The organism is Ureibacillus sp. FSL K6-0786, from assembly GCF_037965165.1.
GTDB classification, from domain to species: Bacteria; Bacillota; Bacilli; order Bacillales_A; family Planococcaceae; genus Ureibacillus; species Ureibacillus thermosphaericus.
This window is the reverse complement of record NZ_CP150191.1, coordinates 1,454,951-1,477,881: the sequence shown is the minus strand read 5'-3', so window position 1 is coordinate 1,477,881 and position 22,931 is coordinate 1,454,951. Positions and strand designations below refer to the sequence as shown.

Annotated in this window: 24 protein-coding genes; 2 read left to right on the top strand and 22 right to left on the bottom strand. The window is 35.8% G+C overall.

Features of this window, described 5'->3' with window-relative positions:
* Nucleotides 1–445: 445 nt before the first annotated feature.
* From NSQ18_RS07170 to rpsF, 8 genes are all read right to left on the bottom strand, one after another.
* Nucleotides 446–1,732 carry an adenylosuccinate synthase gene (locus NSQ18_RS07170; RefSeq protein ID WP_016838909.1) on the bottom strand — a complete coding sequence of 429 codons (1,287 nt, stop codon included), beginning with the start codon at nt 1,730–1,732 and terminating at the stop codon, nt 446–448.
* A 169-nt stretch (nt 1,733–1,901) separates the two neighbouring features.
* Nucleotides 1,902–3,257 (bottom strand): replicative DNA helicase, encoded by a 1,356-nt coding sequence (gene dnaB / locus NSQ18_RS07165; RefSeq protein ID WP_016838910.1) that lies wholly within the window; start codon nt 3,255–3,257, stop codon nt 1,902–1,904.
* Nucleotides 3,258–3,270: 13 nt separating this feature from the next.
* The gene (rplI, locus tag NSQ18_RS07160; RefSeq protein ID WP_016838911.1) at nt 3,271–3,717 is read right to left on the bottom strand and encodes a 50S ribosomal protein L9; all 447 of its coding nucleotides are present in this window, start codon (nt 3,715–3,717) and stop codon (nt 3,271–3,273) included.
* Nucleotides 3,714–5,687 (bottom strand): DHH family phosphoesterase, encoded by a 1,974-nt coding sequence (locus NSQ18_RS07155; RefSeq protein ID WP_016838912.1) that lies wholly within the window; start codon nt 5,685–5,687, stop codon nt 3,714–3,716. The genes rplI and NSQ18_RS07155 overlap by 4 nt, the downstream gene beginning before the upstream one ends.
* A 12-nt stretch (nt 5,688–5,699) precedes the next feature.
* The gene (locus NSQ18_RS07150) at nt 5,700–6,641 is read right to left on the bottom strand and encodes a YybS family protein (protein ID WP_016838913.1); all 942 of its coding nucleotides are present in this window, start codon (nt 6,639–6,641) and stop codon (nt 5,700–5,702) included.
* A gap of 522 nt (nt 6,642–7,163) precedes the next feature.
* Nucleotides 7,164–7,400, bottom strand: a complete 237-nt coding sequence (gene rpsR / locus NSQ18_RS07145; protein WP_016838914.1) for a 30S ribosomal protein S18 — start codon at nt 7,398–7,400, stop codon at nt 7,164–7,166.
* Between the two features lie 45 nt (nt 7,401–7,445).
* Nucleotides 7,446–7,967 carry a single-stranded DNA-binding protein gene (gene ssb, locus NSQ18_RS07140; RefSeq protein ID WP_016838915.1) on the bottom strand — a complete coding sequence of 174 codons (522 nt, stop codon included), beginning with the start codon at nt 7,965–7,967 and terminating at the stop codon, nt 7,446–7,448.
* Nucleotides 7,968–8,005: 38 nt separating this feature from the next.
* Nucleotides 8,006–8,293, bottom strand: a complete 288-nt coding sequence (rpsF, locus tag NSQ18_RS07135; RefSeq protein WP_016838916.1) for a 30S ribosomal protein S6 — start codon at nt 8,291–8,293, stop codon at nt 8,006–8,008.
* A gap of 188 nt (nt 8,294–8,481) precedes the next feature.
* On the opposite strand from rpsF, the gene NSQ18_RS07130 reads away from it, so the two are divergent.
* The gene (locus tag NSQ18_RS07130) at nt 8,482–9,027 is read left to right on the top strand and encodes a DUF3267 domain-containing protein (protein WP_016838917.1); all 546 of its coding nucleotides are present in this window, start codon (nt 8,482–8,484) and stop codon (nt 9,025–9,027) included.
* 74 nt (nt 9,028–9,101) lie between these two features.
* Here NSQ18_RS07130 and ychF read toward each other — a convergent pair whose 3' ends face one another.
* The 3 genes from ychF to NSQ18_RS07115 all read right to left on the bottom strand — a co-directional run bounded on the left by ychF (nt 9,102) and on the right by NSQ18_RS07115 (nt 11,477).
* Nucleotides 9,102–10,202 carry a redox-regulated ATPase YchF gene (ychF, locus tag NSQ18_RS07125; RefSeq protein WP_016838918.1) on the bottom strand — a complete coding sequence of 367 codons (1,101 nt, stop codon included), beginning with the start codon at nt 10,200–10,202 and terminating at the stop codon, nt 9,102–9,104.
* 157 nt (nt 10,203–10,359) lie between these two features.
* Nucleotides 10,360–10,557, bottom strand: coding sequence for a DUF951 domain-containing protein (locus NSQ18_RS07120; protein WP_016838919.1), 198 nt, complete (start codon nt 10,555–10,557; stop codon nt 10,360–10,362).
* On the bottom strand, nt 10,557–11,477 hold the full coding sequence (locus NSQ18_RS07115; protein ID WP_016838920.1) for a mechanosensitive ion channel family protein: 921 nt from the start codon (nt 11,475–11,477) through the stop codon (nt 10,557–10,559). Before NSQ18_RS07115 ends, NSQ18_RS07120 begins: the two co-directional genes overlap by 1 nt.
* A 99-nt stretch (nt 11,478–11,576) precedes the next feature.
* On the opposite strand from NSQ18_RS07115, the gene yyaC reads away from it, so the two are divergent.
* Nucleotides 11,577–12,206: a spore protease YyaC gene (gene yyaC / locus NSQ18_RS07110; protein ID WP_016838921.1), complete on the top strand. Its 630-nt coding sequence runs from the start codon at nt 11,577–11,579 to the stop codon at nt 12,204–12,206.
* Here the strand turns inward: yyaC and NSQ18_RS07105 are convergent.
* The 11 genes from NSQ18_RS07105 to rnpA form a co-directional block, all read right to left on the bottom strand.
* Nucleotides 12,123–12,830 (bottom strand): DUF554 domain-containing protein, encoded by a 708-nt coding sequence (locus NSQ18_RS07105; RefSeq protein ID WP_016838922.1) that lies wholly within the window; start codon nt 12,828–12,830, stop codon nt 12,123–12,125. The two genes, yyaC and NSQ18_RS07105, sit on opposite strands and share 84 nt — an antisense overlap.
* A gap of 57 nt (nt 12,831–12,887) precedes the next feature.
* Nucleotides 12,888–13,763 (bottom strand): ParB/RepB/Spo0J family partition protein, encoded by an 876-nt coding sequence (locus NSQ18_RS07100; protein ID WP_016838923.1) that lies wholly within the window; start codon nt 13,761–13,763, stop codon nt 12,888–12,890.
* Nucleotides 13,756–14,517: an AAA family ATPase gene (locus NSQ18_RS07095; RefSeq protein ID WP_016838924.1), complete on the bottom strand. Its 762-nt coding sequence runs from the start codon at nt 14,515–14,517 to the stop codon at nt 13,756–13,758. Before NSQ18_RS07095 ends, NSQ18_RS07100 begins: the two co-directional genes overlap by 8 nt.
* Nucleotides 14,518–14,717: 200 nt before the next feature.
* Nucleotides 14,718–15,605, bottom strand: a complete 888-nt coding sequence (gene noc / locus NSQ18_RS07090) for a nucleoid occlusion protein (RefSeq protein WP_016838925.1) — start codon at nt 15,603–15,605, stop codon at nt 14,718–14,720.
* A 332-nt stretch (nt 15,606–15,937) separates the two neighbouring features.
* Entirely contained in the window at nt 15,938–16,654 is a 717-nt protein-coding gene (gene rsmG / locus NSQ18_RS07085) for a 16S rRNA (guanine(527)-N(7))-methyltransferase RsmG (protein ID WP_339289538.1), read from the bottom strand.
* Nucleotides 16,655–16,739: 85 nt separating this feature from the next.
* Complete coding sequence (mnmG, locus tag NSQ18_RS07080; protein WP_016838927.1) at nt 16,740–18,635, bottom strand: tRNA uridine-5-carboxymethylaminomethyl(34) synthesis enzyme MnmG; 1,896 nt, start codon at nt 18,633–18,635, stop codon at nt 16,740–16,742.
* A 35-nt stretch (nt 18,636–18,670) separates the two neighbouring features.
* Nucleotides 18,671–20,056 carry a tRNA uridine-5-carboxymethylaminomethyl(34) synthesis GTPase MnmE gene (gene mnmE / locus NSQ18_RS07075; RefSeq protein ID WP_339289536.1) on the bottom strand — a complete coding sequence of 462 codons (1,386 nt, stop codon included), beginning with the start codon at nt 20,054–20,056 and terminating at the stop codon, nt 18,671–18,673.
* 218 nt (nt 20,057–20,274) lie between these two features.
* On the bottom strand, nt 20,275–20,418 hold the full coding sequence (locus tag NSQ18_RS07070; protein WP_172597779.1) for a hypothetical protein: 144 nt from the start codon (nt 20,416–20,418) through the stop codon (nt 20,275–20,277).
* A 462-nt stretch (nt 20,419–20,880) separates the two neighbouring features.
* Complete coding sequence (gene jag, locus NSQ18_RS07065) at nt 20,881–21,633, bottom strand: RNA-binding cell elongation regulator Jag/EloR (RefSeq protein WP_168412426.1); 753 nt, start codon at nt 21,631–21,633, stop codon at nt 20,881–20,883.
* Nucleotides 21,630–22,406: a membrane protein insertase YidC gene (gene yidC, locus NSQ18_RS07060; RefSeq protein WP_016839590.1), complete on the bottom strand. Its 777-nt coding sequence runs from the start codon at nt 22,404–22,406 to the stop codon at nt 21,630–21,632. Before yidC ends, jag begins: the two co-directional genes overlap by 4 nt.
* Before the next feature lie 140 nt (nt 22,407–22,546).
* On the bottom strand, nt 22,547–22,900 hold the full coding sequence (gene rnpA / locus NSQ18_RS07055; RefSeq protein WP_026019161.1) for a ribonuclease P protein component: 354 nt from the start codon (nt 22,898–22,900) through the stop codon (nt 22,547–22,549).
* Nucleotides 22,901–22,931: the final 31 nt, after the last annotated feature.

Below are 22,931 nucleotides of genomic sequence, written 5' to 3'. Positions count from 1 at the left end.
TTTGTTTGTTGCTGTCGCTTCGCTTTCGCACAGAACAAACATAGTTAAAATATTAACTTCTTTGATTGAGGTTTTACTGATGAGTTAGTATTATTTACTCCCATATGTCATTCACTATGTTTGTTTGTTGCTGTCGCTTTGCTTTCGCACAGAACAAATGTAGTTAGAATATCGTTTCTAAATAATCTATGTTTTTATTGTTGAATATCCTTATTCCCAAACATCATTCACTACATTTGTTTGTTGCTGTCGCTTCGCTTTCGCACAGAACAAACATAGTTAAAATATTAACTTCTTTGATTGAGATTTTACTGATGAGATAGTATTATTTACTCCCATATATCATTCACTATGTTTGTTTGTTGCTGTCGCTTTGCTTTCGCACAGAACAAATGTAGTTAGAATATCGTTTCTAAATAAACTATGTTTTTATTGTTGAATATCCTTATTCCCAAACATCATTCACTACATTTGTTTGTTCCCGGGCTGGGCCTACGGAGAATGTCATTAAAGGAATACCTGTTAATTCAACAATACGATTGACGTAATTTTGAGCATTTTTTGGCAGTTCATCGAAGGAACGTACACCTGTAATATCTTCTGTCCAACCAGGAAGTTCTTCATATACAGGTTCACATTCTTCTAATACATGTAAACTTGCAGGATACTCCGTAATAATTTGATCTTTATATTTATAAGCCGTACAAATTTTTACTGTTTCTAAGCCAGTTAATACATCGATTGAGTTTAAAGCTAAATCTGTAATACCAGAAACGCGACGAGAATGGCGTACCACTACTGCGTCAAACCAACCTACACGGCGAGGACGACCAGTCGTTGTACCGTATTCTCGACCTACTTCACGAATTTGATGGCCAACTTCATCAAACAATTCCGTTGGGAATGGACCGTCGCCTACACGAGAAGTATATGCTTTTGAAACGCCCACTACTCTCGTAACGTGAGAAGGACCAATTCCTGTACCTGTCGTCACACCACCAGCCACAGGGTTGGAAGATGTAACAAACGGATATGTTCCGTGGTCAACATCTAACATAACGCCTTGAGCACCTTCAAATAATACACGTCCGCCCTCATCTAAAATATCATTTAATACCTTTGAAGTATCTGTTACATATTGAGCAATTTCTTGACCGTAGCCATAATACTCTTCAAAGATATCCTCGAATTTTAAACCTTCTACTTCATAATATTTCTCAAATAAACGGTTTTTCTTTTCTAAGTTCTCGCGCAATTTTTGTTCAAATATTTCTCGATCTAGTAAATCTGCAATGCGGATTCCCATACGAGCAATTTTATCTTGGTAGCATGGGCCAATTCCCTTGCATGTTGTTCCGATTTTTTTGTCGCCACGAGCTTCTTCTTCTACTTTATCTTGATAAATGTGATATGGGAGAATGACATGAGCACGATTTGAAATACGTAAATTAGATGTATCAATGCCACGAGCTTGTAAACCTTTTAGCTCATTTACTAATGATTTTGGGTTGATTACCATACCATTCCCCATCACAGATGTTTTCTCTTTATAGAAAATCCCAGATGGAATTAAATGTAATTTGTATGTTTCTTCACCAATTTTAATTGTATGTCCAGCATTGTCACCGCCTGAAAAACGAGCGATCACATCCGCTTTTTTAGAAAGGAAATCCGTAATTTTCCCTTTTCCTTCGTCTCCCCATTGAGTTCCAACAACAACAACTGAAGTCATTTCTGCACCTCCGCGCACTATGCGTCCTTTATCAAACAGATTAATTGTACAGTGAAATAGAGCATTCGTCAATGCATCAAACAAAAAAACACGAACAAATAAATATTTTTTATGTACAATTGTTCGTGTTCTTCAAAGTTTATTTTATTATGTTACTTTTCTCTTCGTGTTATGCATGCATTGGTTCTTGTCGTTGAGACCAATCAATATTCAAAAATTTATTAAACTCTTTTTTAAACGCAAGGGTCACAGTTCCCGTTGGACCGTTCCGTTGCTTTGCAATAATAATTTCAATCATGTTTTTGTTCTCTGTTTCTTTATCATAATAATCGTCACGATATAGGAAAGCTACGATATCCGCATCTTGCTCAATACTTCCAGATTCACGAATATCACTCATCATCGGACGCTTATCTTGACGTTGCTCTACCCCGCGGGATAGCTGAGATAACGCAATAACCGGCACGTGTAATTCACGAGCTAATGCTTTTAATGAGCGAGATATTTCAGAAACTTCTTGTTGACGGTTCTCCCCGCGTCTGCCGCTTCCTTGGATTAATTGTAGGTAGTCAATTAAAATCATCCCTAATCCCTTTTCTTGGGCAAGTCGACGGCACTTCGCTCGAATTTCATTAACGCGCAAGCCCGGCGTATCATCAATATAGATCCCCGCATTAGAAAGGGTACCCATTGCGATTGTTAACTTGCTCCAATCTTCAGCAGTAAGCGCCCCTGTTCTTAAAACTTGAGCGTCAATATTTCCTTCTGCACAGAGCATACGCATGACTAATTGTTCAGCACCCATTTCGAGCGAGAAGATCGCAACATTTTCCCGAGCTTTGACCGCCACATTTTGCGCAATGTTTAACGCAAAAGCTGTTTTCCCTACAGATGGACGGGCGGCTACAATGATTAAATCATTTCGTTGAAAACCCGCTGTCATGCGGTCTAAATCCGTAAAGCCCGTCGGAATTCCGGTAACGTCTCCTGTTCGATTTTGAAGTTGCTCAATATTATCGTAAGTTTGAACAAGAACGTCTTTCACATGTTTGAAGTCGCCAGCGTTTTTTCGATTGGCTACTTCCATCATCTTTCTTTCAGCTTCGGATAATAATTCCTCTACTTCATCTTCCCGTATATAGCTGTCTTCAACGATTTTTGTTGCCGTGCGTATTAATCTTCTTAAAATGGACTTTTCTTCTACTATTTTTGCATAGTAACTAACATTAGCTGCTGTAGGTACGGCATTTGCTAATTCCATCAAGTAGGATAGACCGCCTACATCTTCGAGTTCTTTTCTTACAGATAACTCTTCTGTAACAGTAACAACATCAATCGCATTCCCTTTGTCACTCAAATCAAGCATCGTTTGGAATATTTTTTGATGGGCAATGCGATAAAAATCTTCCGGAACTAAAATTTCCGATGCAGTAATTAATGCTTGCGGATCAAGAAATATCGCACCAAGAACTGATTGCTCAGCTTCATGGTTATGCGGTGGAACGCGATCGATTAGATCACTCATTTTATTTCGCTCCTTATTCTTCCTTTACATGGACTTTTAAAGTCGCTTTTACTTCCGGATGTAATTTCACTGGAACGTTTGTGACACCTAATGAACGAATACCTTCATTGCATTCCATTTTTCTTTTATCCACTTTAATTCCATAATTTTTTTGTAAGCTTTCTGAAATTTGTTTTGTTGATACAGAACCGAATAGACGTCCGCCTTCTCCTGCTTTTGCTTTAATTTCTAACGTAATATTTTCTAATTTTTCTTTTAACTCTTTTGCAGCTTGAAGTTCCTGTGCTGCAAGTTTCGCTTCATGTTTCTTTTGTCCTTCAAGACGACTTAATGCTTCTTTTGTAGCTTCTACAGCTAAGCCTTTTTTAATTAAGAAATTTTGTGCATAACCATCAGCAACATTTTTCACTTCGCCTTTTTTCCCTTGACCTTTTACATCTTTTAAAAATACAACTTTCATTCTTCCATGCTCCCTTCTAACGTTTCAATAATAGCATTTTGTAATAATTCTAAAGCTTCTTCTATTGTATCGACTTCAAGTTGGCAAGCCGCATTTGTTAAGTGGCCACCGCCTCCCAGTTTCTCCATTATCAATTGTACATTGATTTCTCCTAATGAACGGGCACTGATACCCATTAAGCCATCTTGTCTGCGGGCGATGACAAAAGAAGCATTTACGTCTTTCATTGAAAGCAAAATATCTGCCGTTTGGGCAATTAAAACAGAATCGTACTCTTTTTCTTCTTCTGCATGCGCAACCGCAATTCCTGGATAGGTAAATCGAACATTTTGTATGATTTTTGAACGCTCAATAAACGTATGAATATCTTCTTTTAATAATCGTTGCACAAGCACCGTATCCGCCCCGTAAGTTCTTAAATAGGATGCTGCTTCAAAGGTTCTAGCACCTGTTCTTAGCGTAAAGCTTTTTGTATCGACAATGATTCCAGCGAGCAAAGCTGTTGCTTCAAGTTTCGAAAGTTTTTCATTATCGGGCTGATATTCTAAAAGTTCCGTTACGAGTTCTGAAGTCGAGGAAGCGTACGGTTCCATATAAACAAGTGTTGAATTGTTAATAAACTCTTCCCCTCGTCGATGATGATCAATTACAACAATTTTCTCGAAACGTTTTAACAATGTTTCATCTACTACGAGGCTCGGGCGATGAGTATCCACAACGACTAATAATGATTTTTCAGACATGATGCTTAAAGCTTCTTCTGGTGAAATAAAATATTCCTTTAAATCGGAATGTTGTTTAATTTCATCTATTAGTCGTTCAACACTGCCGTTTAATTCATCAAAATCTAATACGATGTAGCTATCCACTTTATTCATATGAGCCATTTTCCGAACGCCAATCCCTGCTCCAATTGAATCCATATCGGGATTTTTATGCCCCATAATAAAAACGAGATCGCTATCTTGAATTAAATCTTTTAAAGCATGGGAAATCACGCGTGCTCGGACTCTCGTACGTTTTTCGACTGGATTTGTTTTTCCACCATAAAATTTAATTTTTCCATTCGATTGTTTAATAGCCACCTGGTCTCCGCCGCGCCCTAATACTAAATCTAAACTTGATTGAGCTAATTCACCTAGTTCAATTAAGGATGGCGAACCAGTACCTATTCCGATACTCAATGTAAGTGATAAATTTTTCTTGGCCGTCTTTTCTCGAATATCGTCTAGAATAGAGAATTTCTTCTTTTCCAATTCATTTAAAGTTGATTCATTTAATATCGCTAAAAATCGATCCGTATCAATTCTTTTAATATAAATGTCATATTCCTCTGCCCAATCATTGATGATGGATGTAACGGTTGAATTCGTCATGCTTTTTGTTTGGTCATCCATCCCTTGCGTAATATCATCATAATTATCGATGAAAAGAATAGCAATGACTGTTCGATCATCATAATATTGCTTTTCAATTTTTACTTGTTCAGTTACATCGAGAAAATATAATAGTTTTTCTTCTTGTTTATAAATGACTTTAAATTTCCTATCTCGAATGGTTACGATGCTATCATTTTTTTCATCAGATTTTCTTATTTTTTGTAATTCATCCGATAAAAGGAACAAATCCTGACCTGTTAAAGTTGGGATATCCAAAAGCCTCGTCATGTAGGGATTAGCCCATTCAATTTCAAATTTATCATTGATTAATACAATACCAATCGGCATTTCTAAAAGAACTTCCTGCCCAACTTTTTTCATTCGAAACGCCAAAGATTCTATATATTTTTCTATTGCAAAATAAGCAATTCTTTCTGTTTTCCAATCATAAAATATAATTAATGTAACAAGTAACGCGAAAGCTGCTCCAACCCATATATTCAATAAAAACAATCCAACAATCCCCACTAATCCGAAAACCGCCAAATGTAAAAGCGGGTAAAGTATCCTCCGCTTCCTGTAAGTATCCATGAGATCAGCCCCTTACTTTCGAATCTTTCCTGTCACAAATGAGCGAATATCGAAACCTAAATCTAAAATTCCTAAGAGCATCACAAAGTTATACAAAGGAATTGCAAAAATTGTCGCTAATCCCTTTAAAAATTTAGGCGCTCGATAAGCATCCAACACAAAGTGCAGGAAAGAAATTCCTTGAATTGTTAACAACACCCATAAGACTAATGAAAAATTAAATGTGATTACATATAGTGATGTTCCTAATTCAGGGCGTACAAACAATTGAATCGTTAAGACGATTAAATAAATCCATAAAATGGTACGAGGTAAGCGTAAATCTTTAAAAGCTTGAAATTTTGGAACAGTAATACCTAATCGTTTTAGGATTGGCAGATTTACTGTAATTAAAAGAAACGATAGGAAGAATGCAGCTAATGTAACGGATGCAGGAATGGCTATCTCTATATGTTGAAACATTAGATTGAACGCTTCTTCAGTCATTGGCTGTTCGCCAGTTAAACTTTCAGCGAATTCAAAAGAAGCCATATAACTTTCCCGCATCAGTTGGAAAGATTCCTTAATAAAATCTGTTTCAAACAGTTTAATAGAAATTAAATATTGAATTGCAAAAGTAATTAACACTGAAATACCAGTTGCCATGAATAAGTAAGCTTTACTTTTATTCGTGCGCAGTGCATCTCCCATCACGACACCGCATACCGCAAAAATCATGGAAAATGGTAAAATTAACAATCCTCCAAAGAAAAAGGTAATAATACACCCAATAACTCCTAAAATAATGGAAGATGATCGGTCATACTTTGCGCTAAACCAAGCAATAGGTAGTGGGGCAAATAATGTCGCCACTAAGCTGATTATTGGTACATAATATGCAATTGCAATGAGAATAGCAAATATTGCAATCATCATTGCGCCATGTGTAAGCCTTTGTGTTTGATTGTTCGGCATGAGAAACCTTCCTTTATTACAATTCAATAATTCTTTACATTCGTATATTGTACCATTTTTTATAAAGTAGGACAAAAATACGATAAAGCAAAACGATAAAAGAATGTCTAAAGAAAAAACATAATCATCTAACCTAAAAGATTAGATAATTATGTTTGATGTGATGAATTTTTACTTTTATTAAAAGTTAAAAAATAAATAAATTCACCGCAAAACTAGTAGTAAAGTCTTCCTGAATGATTTTTATCGTGCATAAATTCATCGTTGGTAACAAGTAGAATTACTTTGTTCAGCTTCATCGTTATCAAGCTTTTTTAACGCCTTAATCTTGTTGAGACTCTTTATATAATTTGATGGCTTATTTCCCATGCAATGATGTTTTGCTGTACATTTTGTTTACTATTTCAAATTAGGGAAGAATATCGCTTATTCTCTCTTTCCAGAGTACATTTTAAATTATTGCTAAATGTAAAAAAAGCAACAAAGGCTAAATTTTGCCTTTGCTGCTTTTTATAACATTCATTATTTATCTTCCGCTACGAATGGAAGAAGTGCCATAATACGAGCGCGTTTGATTGCTGTAGTTAATTTGCGTTGATATTTTGCACTTGTTCCAGTTACGCGACGTGGAAGAATTTTTCCGCGTTCAGAAATGAATTTTTTTAGTAAATCTACATCTTTGTAGTCGATGTGTGTAATGTTATTTGAAGTAAAGTAGCAAACTTTGCGACGTTTGCGACCTCCGCGACGTTGTGCCATCGATTTTCCCTCCTTTTTTTATTATTTCTCCGTTATCCGAATACCTTAGAACGGTAAATCGTCTTCCGAAACTTCAATTGGACCTTTGCTTGATGCAAATGGGTCTTCATCTACACGTGTATAATTCGGCTGATTTTGAGGAGGTTGACTTGGGAATGGTACACCAAATGGATCTTGCGTGCCACCGTATGGAGGTTGACTTGCACCGTACGAAGGTTGTCCCCCATATGGCTGTTGACCCTGTGCACTTCTTGGTTCTAAAAATTGCACGGAATCTGCTACGACTTCTGTCATGTAAACACGTTTGCCATCTTGACCCTCGAAACTACTAGTTTGGATGCGTCCATCAATACCGACGAGACTTCCTTTTCTCATGTAATTTGCGAGGTTTTCAGCTTGTTTTCTCCATGCTACACAGCTAATGAAATCCGCTTCTCTTTCACCTTGTTGGTTCGTAAACGTTCGATTTACAGCAACTGTAAATCGAGTTACCGGTACTCCATTTGGCGTGTATCGTAGTTCAGGGTCTTTTGTTAGCCTACCTACTAATACGACACGATTGATCAATTTGACAACCTCCTCTTCAGCATTAATGTTCAATAAGATTATTCTTCTTCACGAACAGCGATATGACGAATAATGTCTTCGTTAATGTTTGCTAAACGATTGTATTCATCGATTGCTTTAGCTGGAGCATTAACTTTCACGATGTGGTAAATACCTTCGCGATAGTCTTTGATTTCATAAGCAAGACGGCGTTTGCCCCATTCTTTTGACTCGATGATTTCCGCACCATTTGAAGAAAGAATGTCATCAAAGCGTTGAACTAAAGCTTTTTTCTCTTCTTCTTCAATGTTTGGACGAATAATATACATTAATTCATATTTTCTCATCGCTTTTTGCACCTCCTTATGGACTTTGGCTCTCCTTTATTTCAAGGGAGCAAGGAGTAAATTTCTATTACTCACATCTTTGAATTGTAACATATACTTTTATCAATCGCAACTAGCATTCAATGGGGAGTATAAGATTTTCTAAAATCTGTTATTTCGATATAATGGGAAAAAGGGGTTGAATAATTTTGTTGGAAGAGAAAGATCCACTGATTATTGAATTAGATATGAAAAAAATTGCAAAGTTGAATTTTTGGATGACCCTTCTTTTGTGCATTCTTTTTTTAGCATTCAATACGATCATCCATCGACAGTTTCAATTTGAAATGGCCATTACGCTATGGAATTTTCTATTATTTATTGTAGGCTATTGTGCACTGATTATTTTGCATGAATTGTTTCATTTAATTGGGTTTATGATTTTTGGAAAAGTGAAGTGGAGTCAGCTGAATTACGGTATAAATGTGAAGCTAGGAGTTGCTTATGCAACAACGTCAAAACCATTACCAAATCATGCAATGAAAAAAGCGCTAATGCTCCCCTTTTGGACAACAGGAGTCCTGCCAACAATAATTGGATTTATTTTCGATAATCAATTAATAGTTTTATTAGGTGCTTTTTTAATTGCAGGGGCTGTCGGGGATTTTTATATGTATAAAGAACTCCGCAAATTTCCTAATCATACGCTTGTAAAAGATGACCCCCAATTACCAAAATTGTATGTATATCAATAAAAAGAAAAAGTGGAATTTACGTAAAGATATATAAAACATCTTGGCGTAAATTCCACTCTTTTTATTATGCCTGATTATACGTTGAATCGGAATAACATAATGTCGCCGTCTTGTACGACATAGTCTTTACCTTCTAAACGAACTTTCCCTTGTTCTTTTGCTTGTTGCATAGAGCCAGCCGCTAATAAATCTTCAAAGGAAACTGTTTCAGCTCGAATGAAGCCTCTTTCAAAGTCAGAGTGAATAATACCTGCACATTCTGGAGCTTTCATCCCTTTTTTGAATGTCCAAGCACGCACTTCTTTTTCTCCTGCTGTAAAGTAAGTAGCAAGGCCAAGCAAATCATATGCAGCACGAATTAGTTGGTCCAATCCGGACTCTTTAATGCCCAATTCTTCAAGGAACATTTTCTTTTCCTCTTCATCAAGCTGCGCAATTTCTTCTTCAATTTTCGCACATACTGTAATAACCTTTGAGCCTTCTTTTTCTGCATATGCACGAACTTGTTTTACATACTCATTTTCATCTGCATTTGCCACTTCATCTTCCGAAACGTTTGCCACATAAAGCATCGGCTTTAATGTTAATAAATTTAATCCTTTGATTACTTTTTTCTCATCTTCCGTTAATTCAACAGAACGAGCAGGTTTCTCATTTTCAAGAGCTTCTTTAATTTTGATTAAAATTGGCTCTTCAATCATTGCATCTTTATCTTTTTGCTTTGCTATTTTGCTTACTCTTTGAAGACGTTTATCTACTGATTCTAAATCAGCTAAAATCAACTCTAAATTGATGACCTCAATATCTGCTATTGGATCAACTTTACCTGCAACGTGTGTGATGTTTTCATCATCAAAGCAACGAACCACTTGGCAAATCGCATCGACTTCTCGAATATGAGAGAGGAACTTATTCCCTAAACCTTCTCCTTTTGATGCGCCTTTTACGATTCCAGCGATATCCGTGAATTCAAATGATGTTGGAACTTTCTTTTGAGGTTTTACAAGCTCTGTTAATTTTTCTAATCGAGGATCTGGAACGTCTACAACGCCTACGTTTGGATCAATCGTTGCAAATGGATAGTTAGCAGCAAGGGCACCTGCTTTTGTGATTGCATTAAATAGTGTCGACTTTCCTACGTTTGGAAGACCTACGATTCCAGCTGTTAGTGACATTGACTCACTACCTTTCTTATGTGAAACATAACAATTAGTTTTTGCACTAGTGTTAATTATATGGATTTCCACATAAAAAGTCTATTTTCCATTTATTTTTATATGAACAACAAAAAATCCCCACATTGCAAAGTACTGTGTGGGGATTACATAACCTTTATTCTTCCGCTTCTTGTATAACTTTTTTCATTTTTTTCGTAAATTCCCTGCGAGGTAGCATGACACTATGTCCACATCCTTGACACTTAATTCGAATATCAGCGCCCATTCGAATAATTTTCCAAGCATTCGTACCACATGGATGTTGCTTTTTCATTTCCACAATGTCATTCAATTTAAATGTTTTTGTCTCCATCAATTCTCATCTCCCCTAGACATTGCTTTACTAGAATCATATATCATCATTTTTGGATAAGCCATTGGTATACCATTTTTCTCTAAAATCTTTTTGACATCCCTTCGAATGATTCTTGCAATTCCATAATGCTGTTGAGGTTTTGTTTCTGCAACAATTCGAATTGTTATTTCAGTACCAGTAACATTTTGAACTCCGACAAACTTAGGTACATCGACAAGCTCCTCATATTGTTTCGGCAATGTTTTTAAATATTCCGTCATTACATTTTCAATTTTTTCAATATCCGCTTCAATTCCAACTTGCATATCTATGACTGCTTTTGAGTTATTTAGTGAAAAGTTTACTACTTCGGTAATTTGCCCATTCGGAACAATATATACTTCTCCAGTTGTCCCAACAATTTTGGTCGTTCTTAATCCTATTTCAGTTACTGTACCTTCTGCTGCACTTGATGTATTAATTCGAACATAATCTCCAACACCAAACTGATCTTCGAAAATGATGAAAAAACCCGTAATGACGTCTTTCACTAAATTTTGTGCACCAAATCCAATTGCAAGGCCTGCAATACCTGCTCCAGCAAGTAACCCTGCAACATTAATATTTAAGGAAGAAAGTGCTCCAATAATCGCCGAAAAGTATACGACGTATGATAATACACTTTGCGACAATTTTAATAGTGTTTGTTGCCTTCTTTCTGAATATTTTAACGGAGATTGCATTCTTAGTTTAAAGATACGAGCAATAATTCGCTTCCCAATAAATACAATAAGATAAGAAAGTAAGAAAATTGCAATGATTTTAATGGAAGCTCCAACAATAAAATTCCAAAGATCCTCACTTGAAAAATACTCCCATATCTTCTCCGATATATTGATAATCTCTTTCGTTTCTTTTTCCACAACATGAATCGCCATTTTTCCACCTCTAGTATAGAAAAGTAAAGAAATGGATATAATTCTAAAAAATAATTATAGACATTCTATTCTAAAATCATAAAAGAAAGTGGGAATCACATGCAAAATATTTCTCAAGAACCATTTAAAATGTCCGTTCATCATGAAGAAACAGGTGCAATATGGCGTTTAAGCGAATTATTTTTACAATATATTCCCTTTGAACATAACAATCTTGTTTTTTGTTGCATCGGTACAGACCGTTCTACGGGAGATGCTTTAGGTCCTTTAACCGGAAGTTTATTATCCAACTATCAGTTTCCTTTTCGAATCATTGGAACGCTAGAAGATCCTCTTCATGCTATCAATTTAGCACTTACTGTTGAAGAATTACAACAAATGTCCAATTTCCCTTTCGTTGTAGCTATTGATGCATGTCTTGGAAGAGAAAAAAGTATTGGTCAAATTATTGTTCAAAACGGACCTTTACTGCCTGGAAAAGCAGTGAATAAAGAGCTGCCACCCATCGGCGATATTTCCATCAAAGGAGTTGTCAATGTAGGAGGATTTATGGAAATGCTTGTTTTGCAAAACACTCGACTTCATGTAACTTATTCGATGAGCAATAAAATTGCCCGTGCACTTTTGCTTGCATATCAACGTCATTTATTGAAAAGGAAACATGATTACAATTATTCCAAGCACAACAACAATTCCTGGCAGCAAATTGGCTACACGAATTTTAGTTAATCCTGCAATATTTAAACCAATTGCTAATATCATAACGCCGCCAGTTGCTGTCATTTCTTGGATAAAGAGATTCATTGCTTCTTCAGGTATATATTTGCTAATCAGTCCTGAAAATATAGCAATCATACCTTGATAAATCAATACGGGAAATGCTGATAATAATACACCTATACCTAACGTAGATGTCAAAATAATGGAGGTAAAGCCGTCTATAATTCCTTTTGTAATAAGAACAGCATGATCATTTCTTAACCCGCTGTCTAACGCACCGATAATTCCCATTGAACCAATAACAAAAATAAGGGACGCTGTAATAAAACCTTCAGCAATATTACTATTTGAATCTTTGCTTTTTATTTTTGATTCGACCCATTTTCCAAAACGATTAAATAATGAATCTAAATCAATCCACTCACCTATAATCGCCCCAACTACTAAGCTAACAATCAAAATAACAAAATTATTCGTTTTTAATCCCATTTGAATACCTAACAATGCAACTGCAAGTCCAATAATTGAAAGTACGGTATTTTTCATTTTTTCTGGTAAATTCTTCAAGAAGCGTCCAATGATTGAACCGATGATAATCAATAATGCATTGATAATTGTTCCGAATAATACCATAAGTTGTTATCCTCTTTCTTTGTTTTCAAAAATAGAGCGCCTTAATTGGCGCCCTTTTTATACCTCATCATGTTCTAAATTTAATATTTCTAATATACGCTCCAAATCATCTTCAGAATAAAATTCAATTTCAATTTTCCCTTTATTTTTTGTTTTCTTTATTTGAACATTTGTACCAAAGAATTCCCTTAATTGTGATTCAGTTGCTTGAACAAAAATATCCTTATTTGTTGACTTTTTCGTTTCACGTGAAACATTTTCGTTTAGTTGTTTAATTAATGCTTCTAATTGACGTACATTTAATGATTGATTCACTACTTTTTTTGCTACTTCTATTATTTTTCTTTTATTTTTTAATCCAAGTAATGCTCTTCCATGACCCATTGAAAGGGCTCCATCATTTACCATTTGCCGAACTTCTTCTGGTAATTGAAGTAATCGAATCATATTCGTGATATGCGGACGGCTTTTCCCCAATCGTTTTGCTAAATCATCTTGAGTGAAATTTAATTTTTCAATTAAATTTTGATATGCTTCAGCTTCTTCAATTGGAGTTAAATCTTCTCTTTGTAAATTTTCTAGGATAGCAAGTTCCATCATTTGTTCTTCTGTCATTTCTTTAATTATTGCCGGAATTTCCTCTAACTTCGCCAATTTAGCCGCGCGATAACGACGTTCTCCCACGACTATTTCGTATTTTTTTCCTTTCTTTCTGACAACGATTGGTTGAATAATACCATGTTCTCGAATGGATTGAGCTAATTCCTCAATTGTTTCATCATCAAACTTCTTCCGTGGTTGAAAAGGATTTGCGACAAGTTTTTGCAACGGAATTTTTTCTACATGTTCTTCATTCTGAATAGTTTCTTGAATGGACTCTAATGTTTCTGTAGGAAATAGAGCACCAATCCCTTTCCCTAAACCTCTAGCCATTTTTTACCACTTCCCTTGCTAACTCTAAATACACTTCAGCGCCTCGTGATTTCGGATCATAGATGATAATTGGTTCTCCAAAGCTGGGTGCTTCACTTAAACGTACATTTCGAGGAATAATTGTTTTGTAGACTTTATCTTGAAAATATTTTTTTACTTCCTCAATCACTTGAATCCCCAGATTTGTACGAGCATCTAACATCGTTAAAAGTACACCATCAATTGATAAAGTTGGATTTAAATGTTTTTGTACCAATCTCACTGTTGATAATAGCTGACTAAGCCCCTCTAACGCGTAATATTCACATTGAACAGGAATAATGACTGCATCCGATGCAGTTAAAGCATTGATTGTTAACAGTCCTAATGATGGTGGGCAGTCAATAATGATGAAGTCATAATCATCTTTAACCTCTTCCAATGCATGCTTTAAACGCACTTCCCGTGAGATTGTAGAAACTAATTCAATTTCAGCACCTGCTAATGAAATAGTAGCTGGTATGACATACAAATTTTCTACTTTTGTTTGTTGAATAACGTTTTTTACATCTTCATCATCAATAATCACGTCGTAAATACAGCTAGATGTTTCTCCTTTATTTATGCCAACTCCACTAGTGGCATTTCCTTGGGGATCGATGTCAATTAGCAATACTTTTTTTCCTAAATAAGCAAGGCAAGCGCTCAAATTTACAGATGTAGTAGTTTTTCCGACACCGCCCTTTTGGTTGGCGATTGCTAAAATTCTTCCCAATTTTGTGCACCTGCTTTCATCTTTTCGAATAGTTAAAAGCGTAATTTTTTAGTCAAATAGAATTTATATTTACTTCTTTCATTCTATCAAATTTATAATATAGTTGTATTCCATAAACCAAATTTCTTGAAAAAATAATATAGAAAAAGCGGTCGTCTCTGTACGTGGCAGAGACGACCACTAGTTTCACGTGAAACAATTTAAGACTTTTTCTTTGGTATTTTTACTGTGATTTGATAGTAATCTTCCGTATCTTCTTCTTCCGTTTTTATATTAATTCCGCTTTTTGATACCATTGATAAGGATTGCTTAATTGTATTTAAAGCGATGCGAATATCTTTACTAATAGCCTTGCGTTTTGGTTTTGTTTTTTTCTCTTCTTCCGTTTCAACAGGTTTTGTTAGTTGTTGAATATATTCTTCAAGCTGACGGACGTTCCAGTCATTTTCTTTTATCAATTCGACTAATTTTATTTGTAATTCTTCGTCTTTTACACTGATTAATGCTCGTGCATGACGCTCAGTAATTTCACGTTTTAAAATTGCATCTTGCACATATTTTGGAAGTTTTAACAATCTTAATTTATTAGCAACGGTGGACTGACCTTTTCCAAGGCGCTGAGCGAGTGCTTCTTGTGTTAAATGATGCAGCTCAATTAGTTGTTGGTAAGCTAATGCTTCTTCGATGGCTGTCAACTCTTCACGCTGCAAGTTCTCTATTAACGCAATTGAAGCTGTCTCTTTATCATTTAAATTCCGTACAATTGCAGGTACTTCCGTCCAATTTAATTTTTTAATCGCCCGATAACGTCTTTCCCCTGCAATAATTTCATAACGGTTATCTTCTAAACGACGAACAACAATCGGTTGTATGACACCATGAGTATGAATCGTTCTAGATAATTCTTCAATTTTTTCTTCATCGAAAATTGTGCGTGGCTGATATCGGTTCGGTACGATTTGATCAATTGGAATTTTTATCACTTCTTCTGAGTGTTTTCTCTCTTTTTCTTCCGTTTCTATTTCACTTTTTTTTTCAGAAACAAGTTTTTCCCCGCCCCCAAAAAATCGTGAAAAAGGACTTTTCATTCAATGGCACCACCTTTTGGAAACTATCTGCACTATATTTTATTATTTAATATTCTATATGAAATGTACAGAGTCTTATAGAAGTAAAATCTATGAAATTGTCATAATTATAATATAATTCTATTATCAAAAGCATATTTCTATTTGAGTTTCACGTGGAACTCCTGACTGTTTTTAGATAGAAGTGATTTCATTTTGAATGAATTGTATACTGATAATCTTAATAAATGGATTGTTACAATTTTTTATTATACATGAAAAAGTTGTAACAACGGAATTGTTTTGCAAATAGTAAAGAATAATGCGCTCAAATTTGATTGAGCGCATATTGATTATTTAATTGGTGTTTTATTTGGTACCCCAGGTTTTCTAGGATATTTTTTGGACGTCTTTTTTGTTTTCTCAATGACAAAAATTGTTCGTTCACTATTTTCTATAGGCAAATGGTAATCAAATTGTTCTTTTAAAGCTCCACCTAAAACCTGAATGGCCTTTTTTGCTTCTTTATATTCTTCATGGGCAGCTGCGGCTTTTAATGCAATAAAATTACCCTCTATTTTAACTAAAGGAATGCAAAGTTCCGCTAACACATTTAATCGTGCAACAGCCCTTGCCATAACGACATCAAATTGTTCACGATATGCTGAATTTTGACCAAAGTCTTCTGCTCTTGCGTGAACAAAATGGCAGTGGGTCAAATTTAATTGTTCACTTAAATGATTTAAAAATGTAATACGTTTATTTAACGAATCAACAATTGTAATTTTTAAGTGTGGAAAACAAATTTTTAACGGAATGCTTGGAAACCCTGCACCTGCGCCAACATCACAAAGAGTTTCAACTTTTGAAAAATCAAAGTAAAAGGCTGCACTGATTGAATCGTAAAAATGTTTTAAATATACGCCTTCTAAATCGGTAATGGCTGTTAAATTCATTTTTTCATTCCATTCAACGAGAATTTCAAAATATTTCCGAAATTGTTCTATTTGCGTCTCGTTCAGTTCAATCCCTTTATCTTTTAAGCTTTGAATAAAAAGTTGTTCGTTCATTTTCTACTCCTTTACATAGAGTTTATATATAGTTTGATATAAGAAATAAGCGTTCGAGATCAATGTTGCTCGAACGCTCCTTTTTTTAAGAATTGCTACTGATTTTCGCAATTTTTCCTTGTTCAATGTATACAAGCAAGATTGATATATCCGCAGGGTTTACCCCGGAAATTCGCGAAGCTTGAGCAATTGTTAATGGACGTACTTCTTTTAACTTTTCACGTGCTTCGGAAGCTAGGTTTGGTACATCATCATAATCGATATTTTCTGGTATCTTTTTGCTTTCTAACTTATGAAGTCGCTCTACTTGTTGCAATGCTTTTTGAATGTAACCTTCATATTTAACTTGAATTTCCACTTGTTCTTTTACTTCTTCACTTAAGTTTTCTTCTGGTGGTGTTAAGGATGCAACTAAGTCATAACGCATTTCAGGTCGTTTCAGTAAGTCGATTGCACGTATCCCATCTTTAAGTTCTGCTCCACCAACTGAACGAACTACTTCTTGCGTTTTTTCGTTTGGTTTAATGATTACTTCGCGAAGTCTCGCTATTTCATTTTCAACTTGTTCTTTCTTTTTCAAGAATTTATTATAACGTTCTTCTGAAATTAAACCTACTTTATATCCGATATCTGTCAAACGTAAATCTGCGTTATCATGGCGAAGTAGTAGGCGATATTCGGCACGGGATGTAAGTAGACGATAAGGTTCATTAGTTCCCTTCGTTACTAAATCATCAATTAAGACGCCAATATATGCTTCAGAACGTTTTAATATGAGTTCTTCTTTTCCAAAAATTTTAGCAGCCGCATTGATTCCTGCCATGATTCCTTGTGCTGCCGCTTCTTCATACCCGCTTGTGCCATTGATTTGTCCAGCAGTGTATAGATTTCTAATACGTTTTGTTTCAAGGGTTGGCCATAATTGAGTCGGAACAATGGCATCATACTCAATTGCATAACCAGGTCGCATCATTTGAGCATTTTCTAAGCCAGGGATTGAAGCAATCATTTTTAGCTGAATATCTTCCGGCATGCTCGTAGATAACCCTTGCACGTACACCTCATCCGTTTCTCGTCCTTCTGGTTCTATAAATATTTGATGGCGAGGTTTATCATTGAAACGAACAACCTTTGTCTCAATGGAAGGACAATATCTTGGGCCAGGACCTGTAATTAATCCTGTAAACATTGGAGCCTTATCTAAATTTCCATTGATAATTTCATGGGTTTCTAAGGAAGTATAAGTTAACCAGCAAGGAATTTGATCCATAATAAATTCTGTCGTTTCATAACTGAATGCTCGAGGTACATCATCCCCTGGTTGAATTTCCATTTTGCTGTAATCAACAGTTTTTCCATTCAACCGAGGAGGTGTTCCAGTTTTAAAACGAACAATTTCAAAACCTAAATCTTTTAGTTGGTCCGCTAATGTAATGGACGGCTGTGAGTTGTTAGGGCCGCTCGAATATTTGATATCACCAATGATAATTTCACCGCGCAAATACGTTCCAGTTGTTAAAATTACTGCTTTTCCGCGGAAAACTCCACCGGTTTTTGTGATGACACCTTTTACTTCTCCATCTTCAATTATTAATTCTTCTACCAACGCTTGCTGAATATGGAGATTTTCTTGTTGCTCCAAAATTCGTTTCATTTCCCGTTGATATAACACTTTATCAGCTTGTGCACGTAATGCACGAACAGCTGGGCCTTTCCCTGTATTTAACATCCTCATTTGAATGTGGGTTTTATCAATAACTTTTGCCATTAATCCCCCAAGTGCATCAATTTCACGAACAACAATCCCCTTTGCAGGACCTCCAATGGATGGATTACATGGCATAAATGCAATATTTTCCAAACTAATTGTCAACATGAGGGTTTTTGCCCCCATTTTTGCAGCGGCATGTGCTGCTTCAACGCCAGCATGACCTGCACCGACTACAATGACATCATACATTCCTGCTTCATAATTTGTCATGCCGAAAAAATCTTCCCTTCTATAGTAAGTTTCATTTATTTTCCTAAACAGAATTGTGAGAATAACTGATCAATGAGACTCTCGTGTACCGTATCACCTATGATTTCGCCTAGTAATTCCCATGTTCTAGTTACATCGATCTGAACAATATCTACTGGCACTCCAGCTTTTGCAGATTCAATCGCATCTTCAATCGCTTCTAAAGCTTGTTGCAATACGGAAATATGGCGGGCATTCGAAACATATGTTAAATCATCTGATTCAATTTGGCCCTCAAAGAATAAATCTGCAATTGCCTCTTCTAATGCATCAACACCTTCTTCTTTTAATAAAGAAGTGGTCACAATCCGTCTACCATTTGCTAGAGACTTCACTTTTTCTAAATCGATTTGCTGCGGTAAATCCGTTTTATTGACAACTACAATAAAATTCATGTTTTGTATCGTTTCAAATAATCTTACATCTTCTTCTGATAATGGTTCTGCTGCATTTAACACGAGCAATATTAAATCAGCCTCTTTTAATACTTGGCGAGATCTTTCTACCCCTATCCGTTCAACGATATCTTCCGTTTCCCGAATACCTGCTGTGTCCACTAAACGTAAAGGAACACCCCGAATGTTTACATACTCTTCTATAATATCACGTGTTGTACCTGCTATGTCTGTAACAATTGCTTTATTTTCTTGCACTAAACTATTTAATAACGATGATTTCCCGACATTTGGTCTTCCTAATATCACTGTTGATAAACCTTCACGCAAAATTTTCCCTTGGCTCGATGTTTGAAGCAATTTTTTTATTTCCTCACGAACCCAAGTACATTTTTCTAATAAGACTGGAACCGTCATTTCTTCAACGTCATCATATTCTGGATAATCAATATTTACTTCCACATGAGCTAAAGTTTCAATTAAAGCTTGACGCAAGTCTTTAATTAACTTAGACAATTTCCCGTCCATTTGATTTAGGGCAACATTCATAGCTCGATCCGTTTTCGCCCGAATTAAATCCATTACCGCTTCCGCTTGAGATAAATCAATTCGCCCATTTAAGAAAGCACGTTTTGTAAATTCACCTGGTTCTGCAAGCCGTGCACCATTTCTTAAAACAAGATTTAATACTCGATTTACAGATACTAGTCCCCCGTGACAGTTGATTTCCACTACATCCTCACGAGTAAATGTTTTTGGTGCCTTCATCACCGACACCATTACCTCTTCCACTATCTTTTCGGTTTTAGGATCAATTAAATGGCCGTAATGAATTGTATGAGTTGGTTGGTCTTGTAATTTTTTATTATTTGGTGATTTAAATATTTTATCCGCTACTTGTATTGCATGATCTCCACTTAAACGAACGATGGCGATTGCTCCTTCTCCCATCGGTGTGGATATCGCAGCAATTGTATCTGTTTCCATTCATTTCACTCCTTTTATTATCCACATGTGGATAACTTACCGAACTTTCTCACTAACAAAATAGATTAACACAAATTATTACAAATCGAAAGTATAGGAACTTTTCCACATGTGGATATTTCTGAATTCATCTCAGAATGCTAAATCGAGTAGGAGGGAGCGATTAACTCCCGTCCTCTCACACCACCGTACGTACGGTTCCGTATACGGCGGTTCAATTAAGATGATTGACGCAAGTCTTTATAACTTCCGTGAATAGCTGTTCTCTTTATGCCAGTGGTCACTCCACCCTCCAAGAGGTCTCCCACGGGATTCACCGCTTCCTTCCTCAAGTGAGGTACTACGTTTTCTGTGTTCATCATGACTCACTGAATGCCAAGGGCTATTCTCTCTTAATTGTTCGGTCCTTCTTAGTAGTTCTAAACCAACTAATACTATGACCTCTGCTGACTTCTGACGGTTCAGCTACTTATCACTAAGTAGGTTATGAAGCGTACTTCACATATCCGCCAGACCTCCCCGGGTAAGAATGTAATCTTTCCTTCCATCTATCTGCTTCATTTACTCTGTACCACCTTTGGCAGAAAGGACTTTGTTTTGTTTAGCAAACTCATCCAATGATACCTAGCCTTATATGAAGTTCGTGTTCCTCAGACCGGAAGTTTGCCGCTCGCTTCCTTCAGATTCCGCGTCACCACGGACACCCTTGCGTTAAGCTAACTGTTACTTCTGCCTTCACAGTTCGGGACTTACACCCTATAGATTACACCCATGCCAGGCGCACTAAAAAAACGATCTATCTTTTCGATAGATCGTTTTTCATTTTACTTAACCGGTTCAATTACTAAATGACGATTAGGTTCTACACCTTCTGAATATGTTTCAACATCCAATCGATTTGCTAATGCATTATGAATAATTTTTCTTTCATATGATGGCATTGGTTCCAATGCAACTTTTTTTCCTGTCCGTATCGCTTTATCTGCCATTCTCTCTGCCAATTGTTCCAACGCTAGTTGGCGACGCTCACGATAATTTTCAACATCCAGCCTAACTGTGACATACGATTTTGCAGTTTTATTTACAACTAGTTGAGTTAATTGTTGCAACGCATTTAAATTTGCACCACGTTTTCCAATAATCAATGCTGCTTTTTCGCTCTCTAATTTGAAAAGAATCGTTTTTCCTTCTTTTTCCGTTTCAATTTTTAAGTCATGAATATCCATCGCTTTTGCAATGTTTGTTAAGTATTGTACAGCACTTTCAATTGGATCTGGTTGTTCTTCTTCTTGAACTTCTTCATCGTTTGATTGTTCTGATTGTGGTTCTATACTTGCCTTTACCTCTTCAGGTGTCCCATCTTCTGCTAACTTTTCTTGCCCTTTTTCCTTTTCTTCTGTTACTTCTTCAATAATCGTTACTCGAACTTCCGCAGGGCGAGCACCAAATCCTAAAAAACCTTTTTTTGCTTCTTGCAGAACTTCAATTTCCACTTGTTTGCGTGATACGCCAAGCTTTTGTAACGCTAAAGCAATTGCTTCTTCCTTCGTTGCGCCTGTTTGCGTAATTTGCTTCACTTTTTCGCTCCTCCAGTTGTCGCAGGTTTTTCAGTTTCATTCTTTTGCCAAGGTTTCTTATATATAAATAGATTTTGGATTACCGAAATAATATTTCCGACTACCCAATATAATGATAAGGCTGCCGGTAAAACCATCCCAAATCCTATGATCATAAGAGGCATAATATACATCATCATTTTCATTTGAGGGTTGTCCATCGCTGGGCCTGTCATTAATACAATATATTGAATTAAACCAGCTGCAATTGCAAGAATTATACTAGGTTCCGCCAATGGGAAGATTAGAAATGTTCCAAGCTCAAATTCTGGCGTAACATTCATGCGGCTAATCGCATGATATAGTCCAATGATAATTGGCATTTGAATTAAAGCAGGTAAACATCCCATCATCGGGTTAACACCAGTAGATTGCATTAAAGCCATTAATTCTTGTTGATATTTTTGTTGTGTTACTGCATCTTTAGAACTATATTTTTGTTGAAGTTCCTTTATTTTTGGCTGTATTTCTTGCATTTTCTTTGAGCTTTGTACTTGTTTAATTGTTAGTGGAAGTATTGCCAATCTTATGATAATTGTTACCGCGATTATGCCTAATCCATACGATCCTAATAAATCAGCAAAGAATTTTGTAATGGAAACGATTGGCCAAACAATAAATTGATTCCAAAACCCTTCACTTTCAGCAGAAATCGGTTGATTATATTCAGTACATCCGCTAAGAAGAATAACTGCTGAAGCTAAGGTCAGTATAATCCAAAATTTTTTTTTCAACTCTGCTCCTCCTAAAGTTCTACAGTTCTTCGAATTCATTTTTTAGCTATTTTACCATGTTTTGATATAGATACTCTACCTCGAGTTTAATTTCAATTTACTTTTATTTTTTTAAATTGATGACGCTTACATTCAAACAATCAAGTGTTCTTTTTTCGTTTAAAAACTTTTGCAATTTTCAGCACATGCTCTATACTTTTTTTCGTTTCATGATAATTTAAGTTGGCCGCCGATACTCTGGCGATAATAACATAATCCATATCTTGTCTAAGCTCTTCTTTTATTTCAAAAAAAACTTGTCGGATATAACGTTTCACTTGATTCCTAATCACAGCATTTCCTATTTTTTTCCCTATGGATAGCCCAATTCGAAATTCCTTTTGTCCCTCTTTAGGCAAACAATAAACGACAAACTGGCGATTAGCGTAAGATTTTCCTTCATTAAACACCTGTTGAAATTCTTTATTTTTCTTAATTCTTTGGCTCTTCCTCACTCGATCAATCACCCGCTTTTTCCTTAAATTG

Excerpts from the sequence above, each read along its gene's own strand:
- NSQ18_RS07170 (WP_016838909.1), bottom strand. The coding sequence starts at position 1,732 with ATGACTTCAGTTGTTGTTGTTGGAACTCAATGGGGAGACGAAGGAAAA.
- dnaB (WP_016838910.1), bottom strand. The coding sequence starts at position 3,257 with ATGAGTGATCTAATCGATCGCGTTCCACCGCATAACCATGAAGCTGAG.
- rplI (WP_016838911.1), bottom strand. The coding sequence starts at position 3,717 with ATGAAAGTTGTATTTTTAAAAGATGTAAAAGGTCAAGGGAAAAAAGGC.
- NSQ18_RS07155 (WP_016838912.1), bottom strand. The coding sequence starts at position 5,687 with ATGGATACTTACAGGAAGCGGAGGATACTTTACCCGCTTTTACATTTG.
- NSQ18_RS07150 (WP_016838913.1), bottom strand. The coding sequence starts at position 6,641 with ATGCCGAACAATCAAACACAAAGGCTTACACATGGCGCAATGATGATT.
- rpsR (WP_016838914.1), bottom strand. The coding sequence starts at position 7,400 with ATGGCACAACGTCGCGGAGGTCGCAAACGTCGCAAAGTTTGCTACTTT.
- rpsF (WP_016838916.1), bottom strand. The coding sequence starts at position 8,293 with ATGAGAAAATATGAATTAATGTATATTATTCGTCCAAACATTGAAGAA.
- ychF (WP_016838918.1), bottom strand. The coding sequence starts at position 10,202 with ATGTCACTAACAGCTGGAATCGTAGGTCTTCCAAACGTAGGAAAGTCG.
- NSQ18_RS07120 (WP_016838919.1), bottom strand. The coding sequence starts at position 10,557 with ATGGAGACAAAAACATTTAAATTGAATGACATTGTGGAAATGAAAAAG.
- NSQ18_RS07115 (WP_016838920.1), bottom strand. The coding sequence starts at position 11,477 with ATGGCGATTCATGTTGTGGAAAAAGAAACGAAAGAGATTATCAATATA.
- yyaC (WP_016838921.1), top strand. The coding sequence starts at position 11,577 with ATGCAAAATATTTCTCAAGAACCATTTAAAATGTCCGTTCATCATGAA.
- NSQ18_RS07105 (WP_016838922.1), bottom strand. The coding sequence starts at position 12,830 with ATGGTATTATTCGGAACAATTATCAATGCATTATTGATTATCATCGGT.
- NSQ18_RS07100 (WP_016838923.1), bottom strand. The coding sequence starts at position 13,763 with ATGGCTAGAGGTTTAGGGAAAGGGATTGGTGCTCTATTTCCTACAGAA.
- noc (WP_016838925.1), bottom strand. The coding sequence starts at position 15,605 with ATGAAAAGTCCTTTTTCACGATTTTTTGGGGGCGGGGAAAAACTTGTT.
- rsmG (WP_339289538.1), bottom strand. The coding sequence starts at position 16,654 with ATGAACGAACAACTTTTTATTCAAAGCTTAAAAGATAAAGGGATTGAA.
- mnmG (WP_016838927.1), bottom strand. The coding sequence starts at position 18,635 with ATGACAAATTATGAAGCAGGAATGTATGATGTCATTGTAGTCGGTGCA.
- mnmE (WP_339289536.1), bottom strand. The coding sequence starts at position 20,056 with ATGGAAACAGATACAATTGCTGCGATATCCACACCGATGGGAGAAGGA.
- NSQ18_RS07070 (WP_172597779.1), bottom strand. The coding sequence starts at position 20,418 with ATGATGAACACAGAAAACGTAGTACCTCACTTGAGGAAGGAAGCGGTG.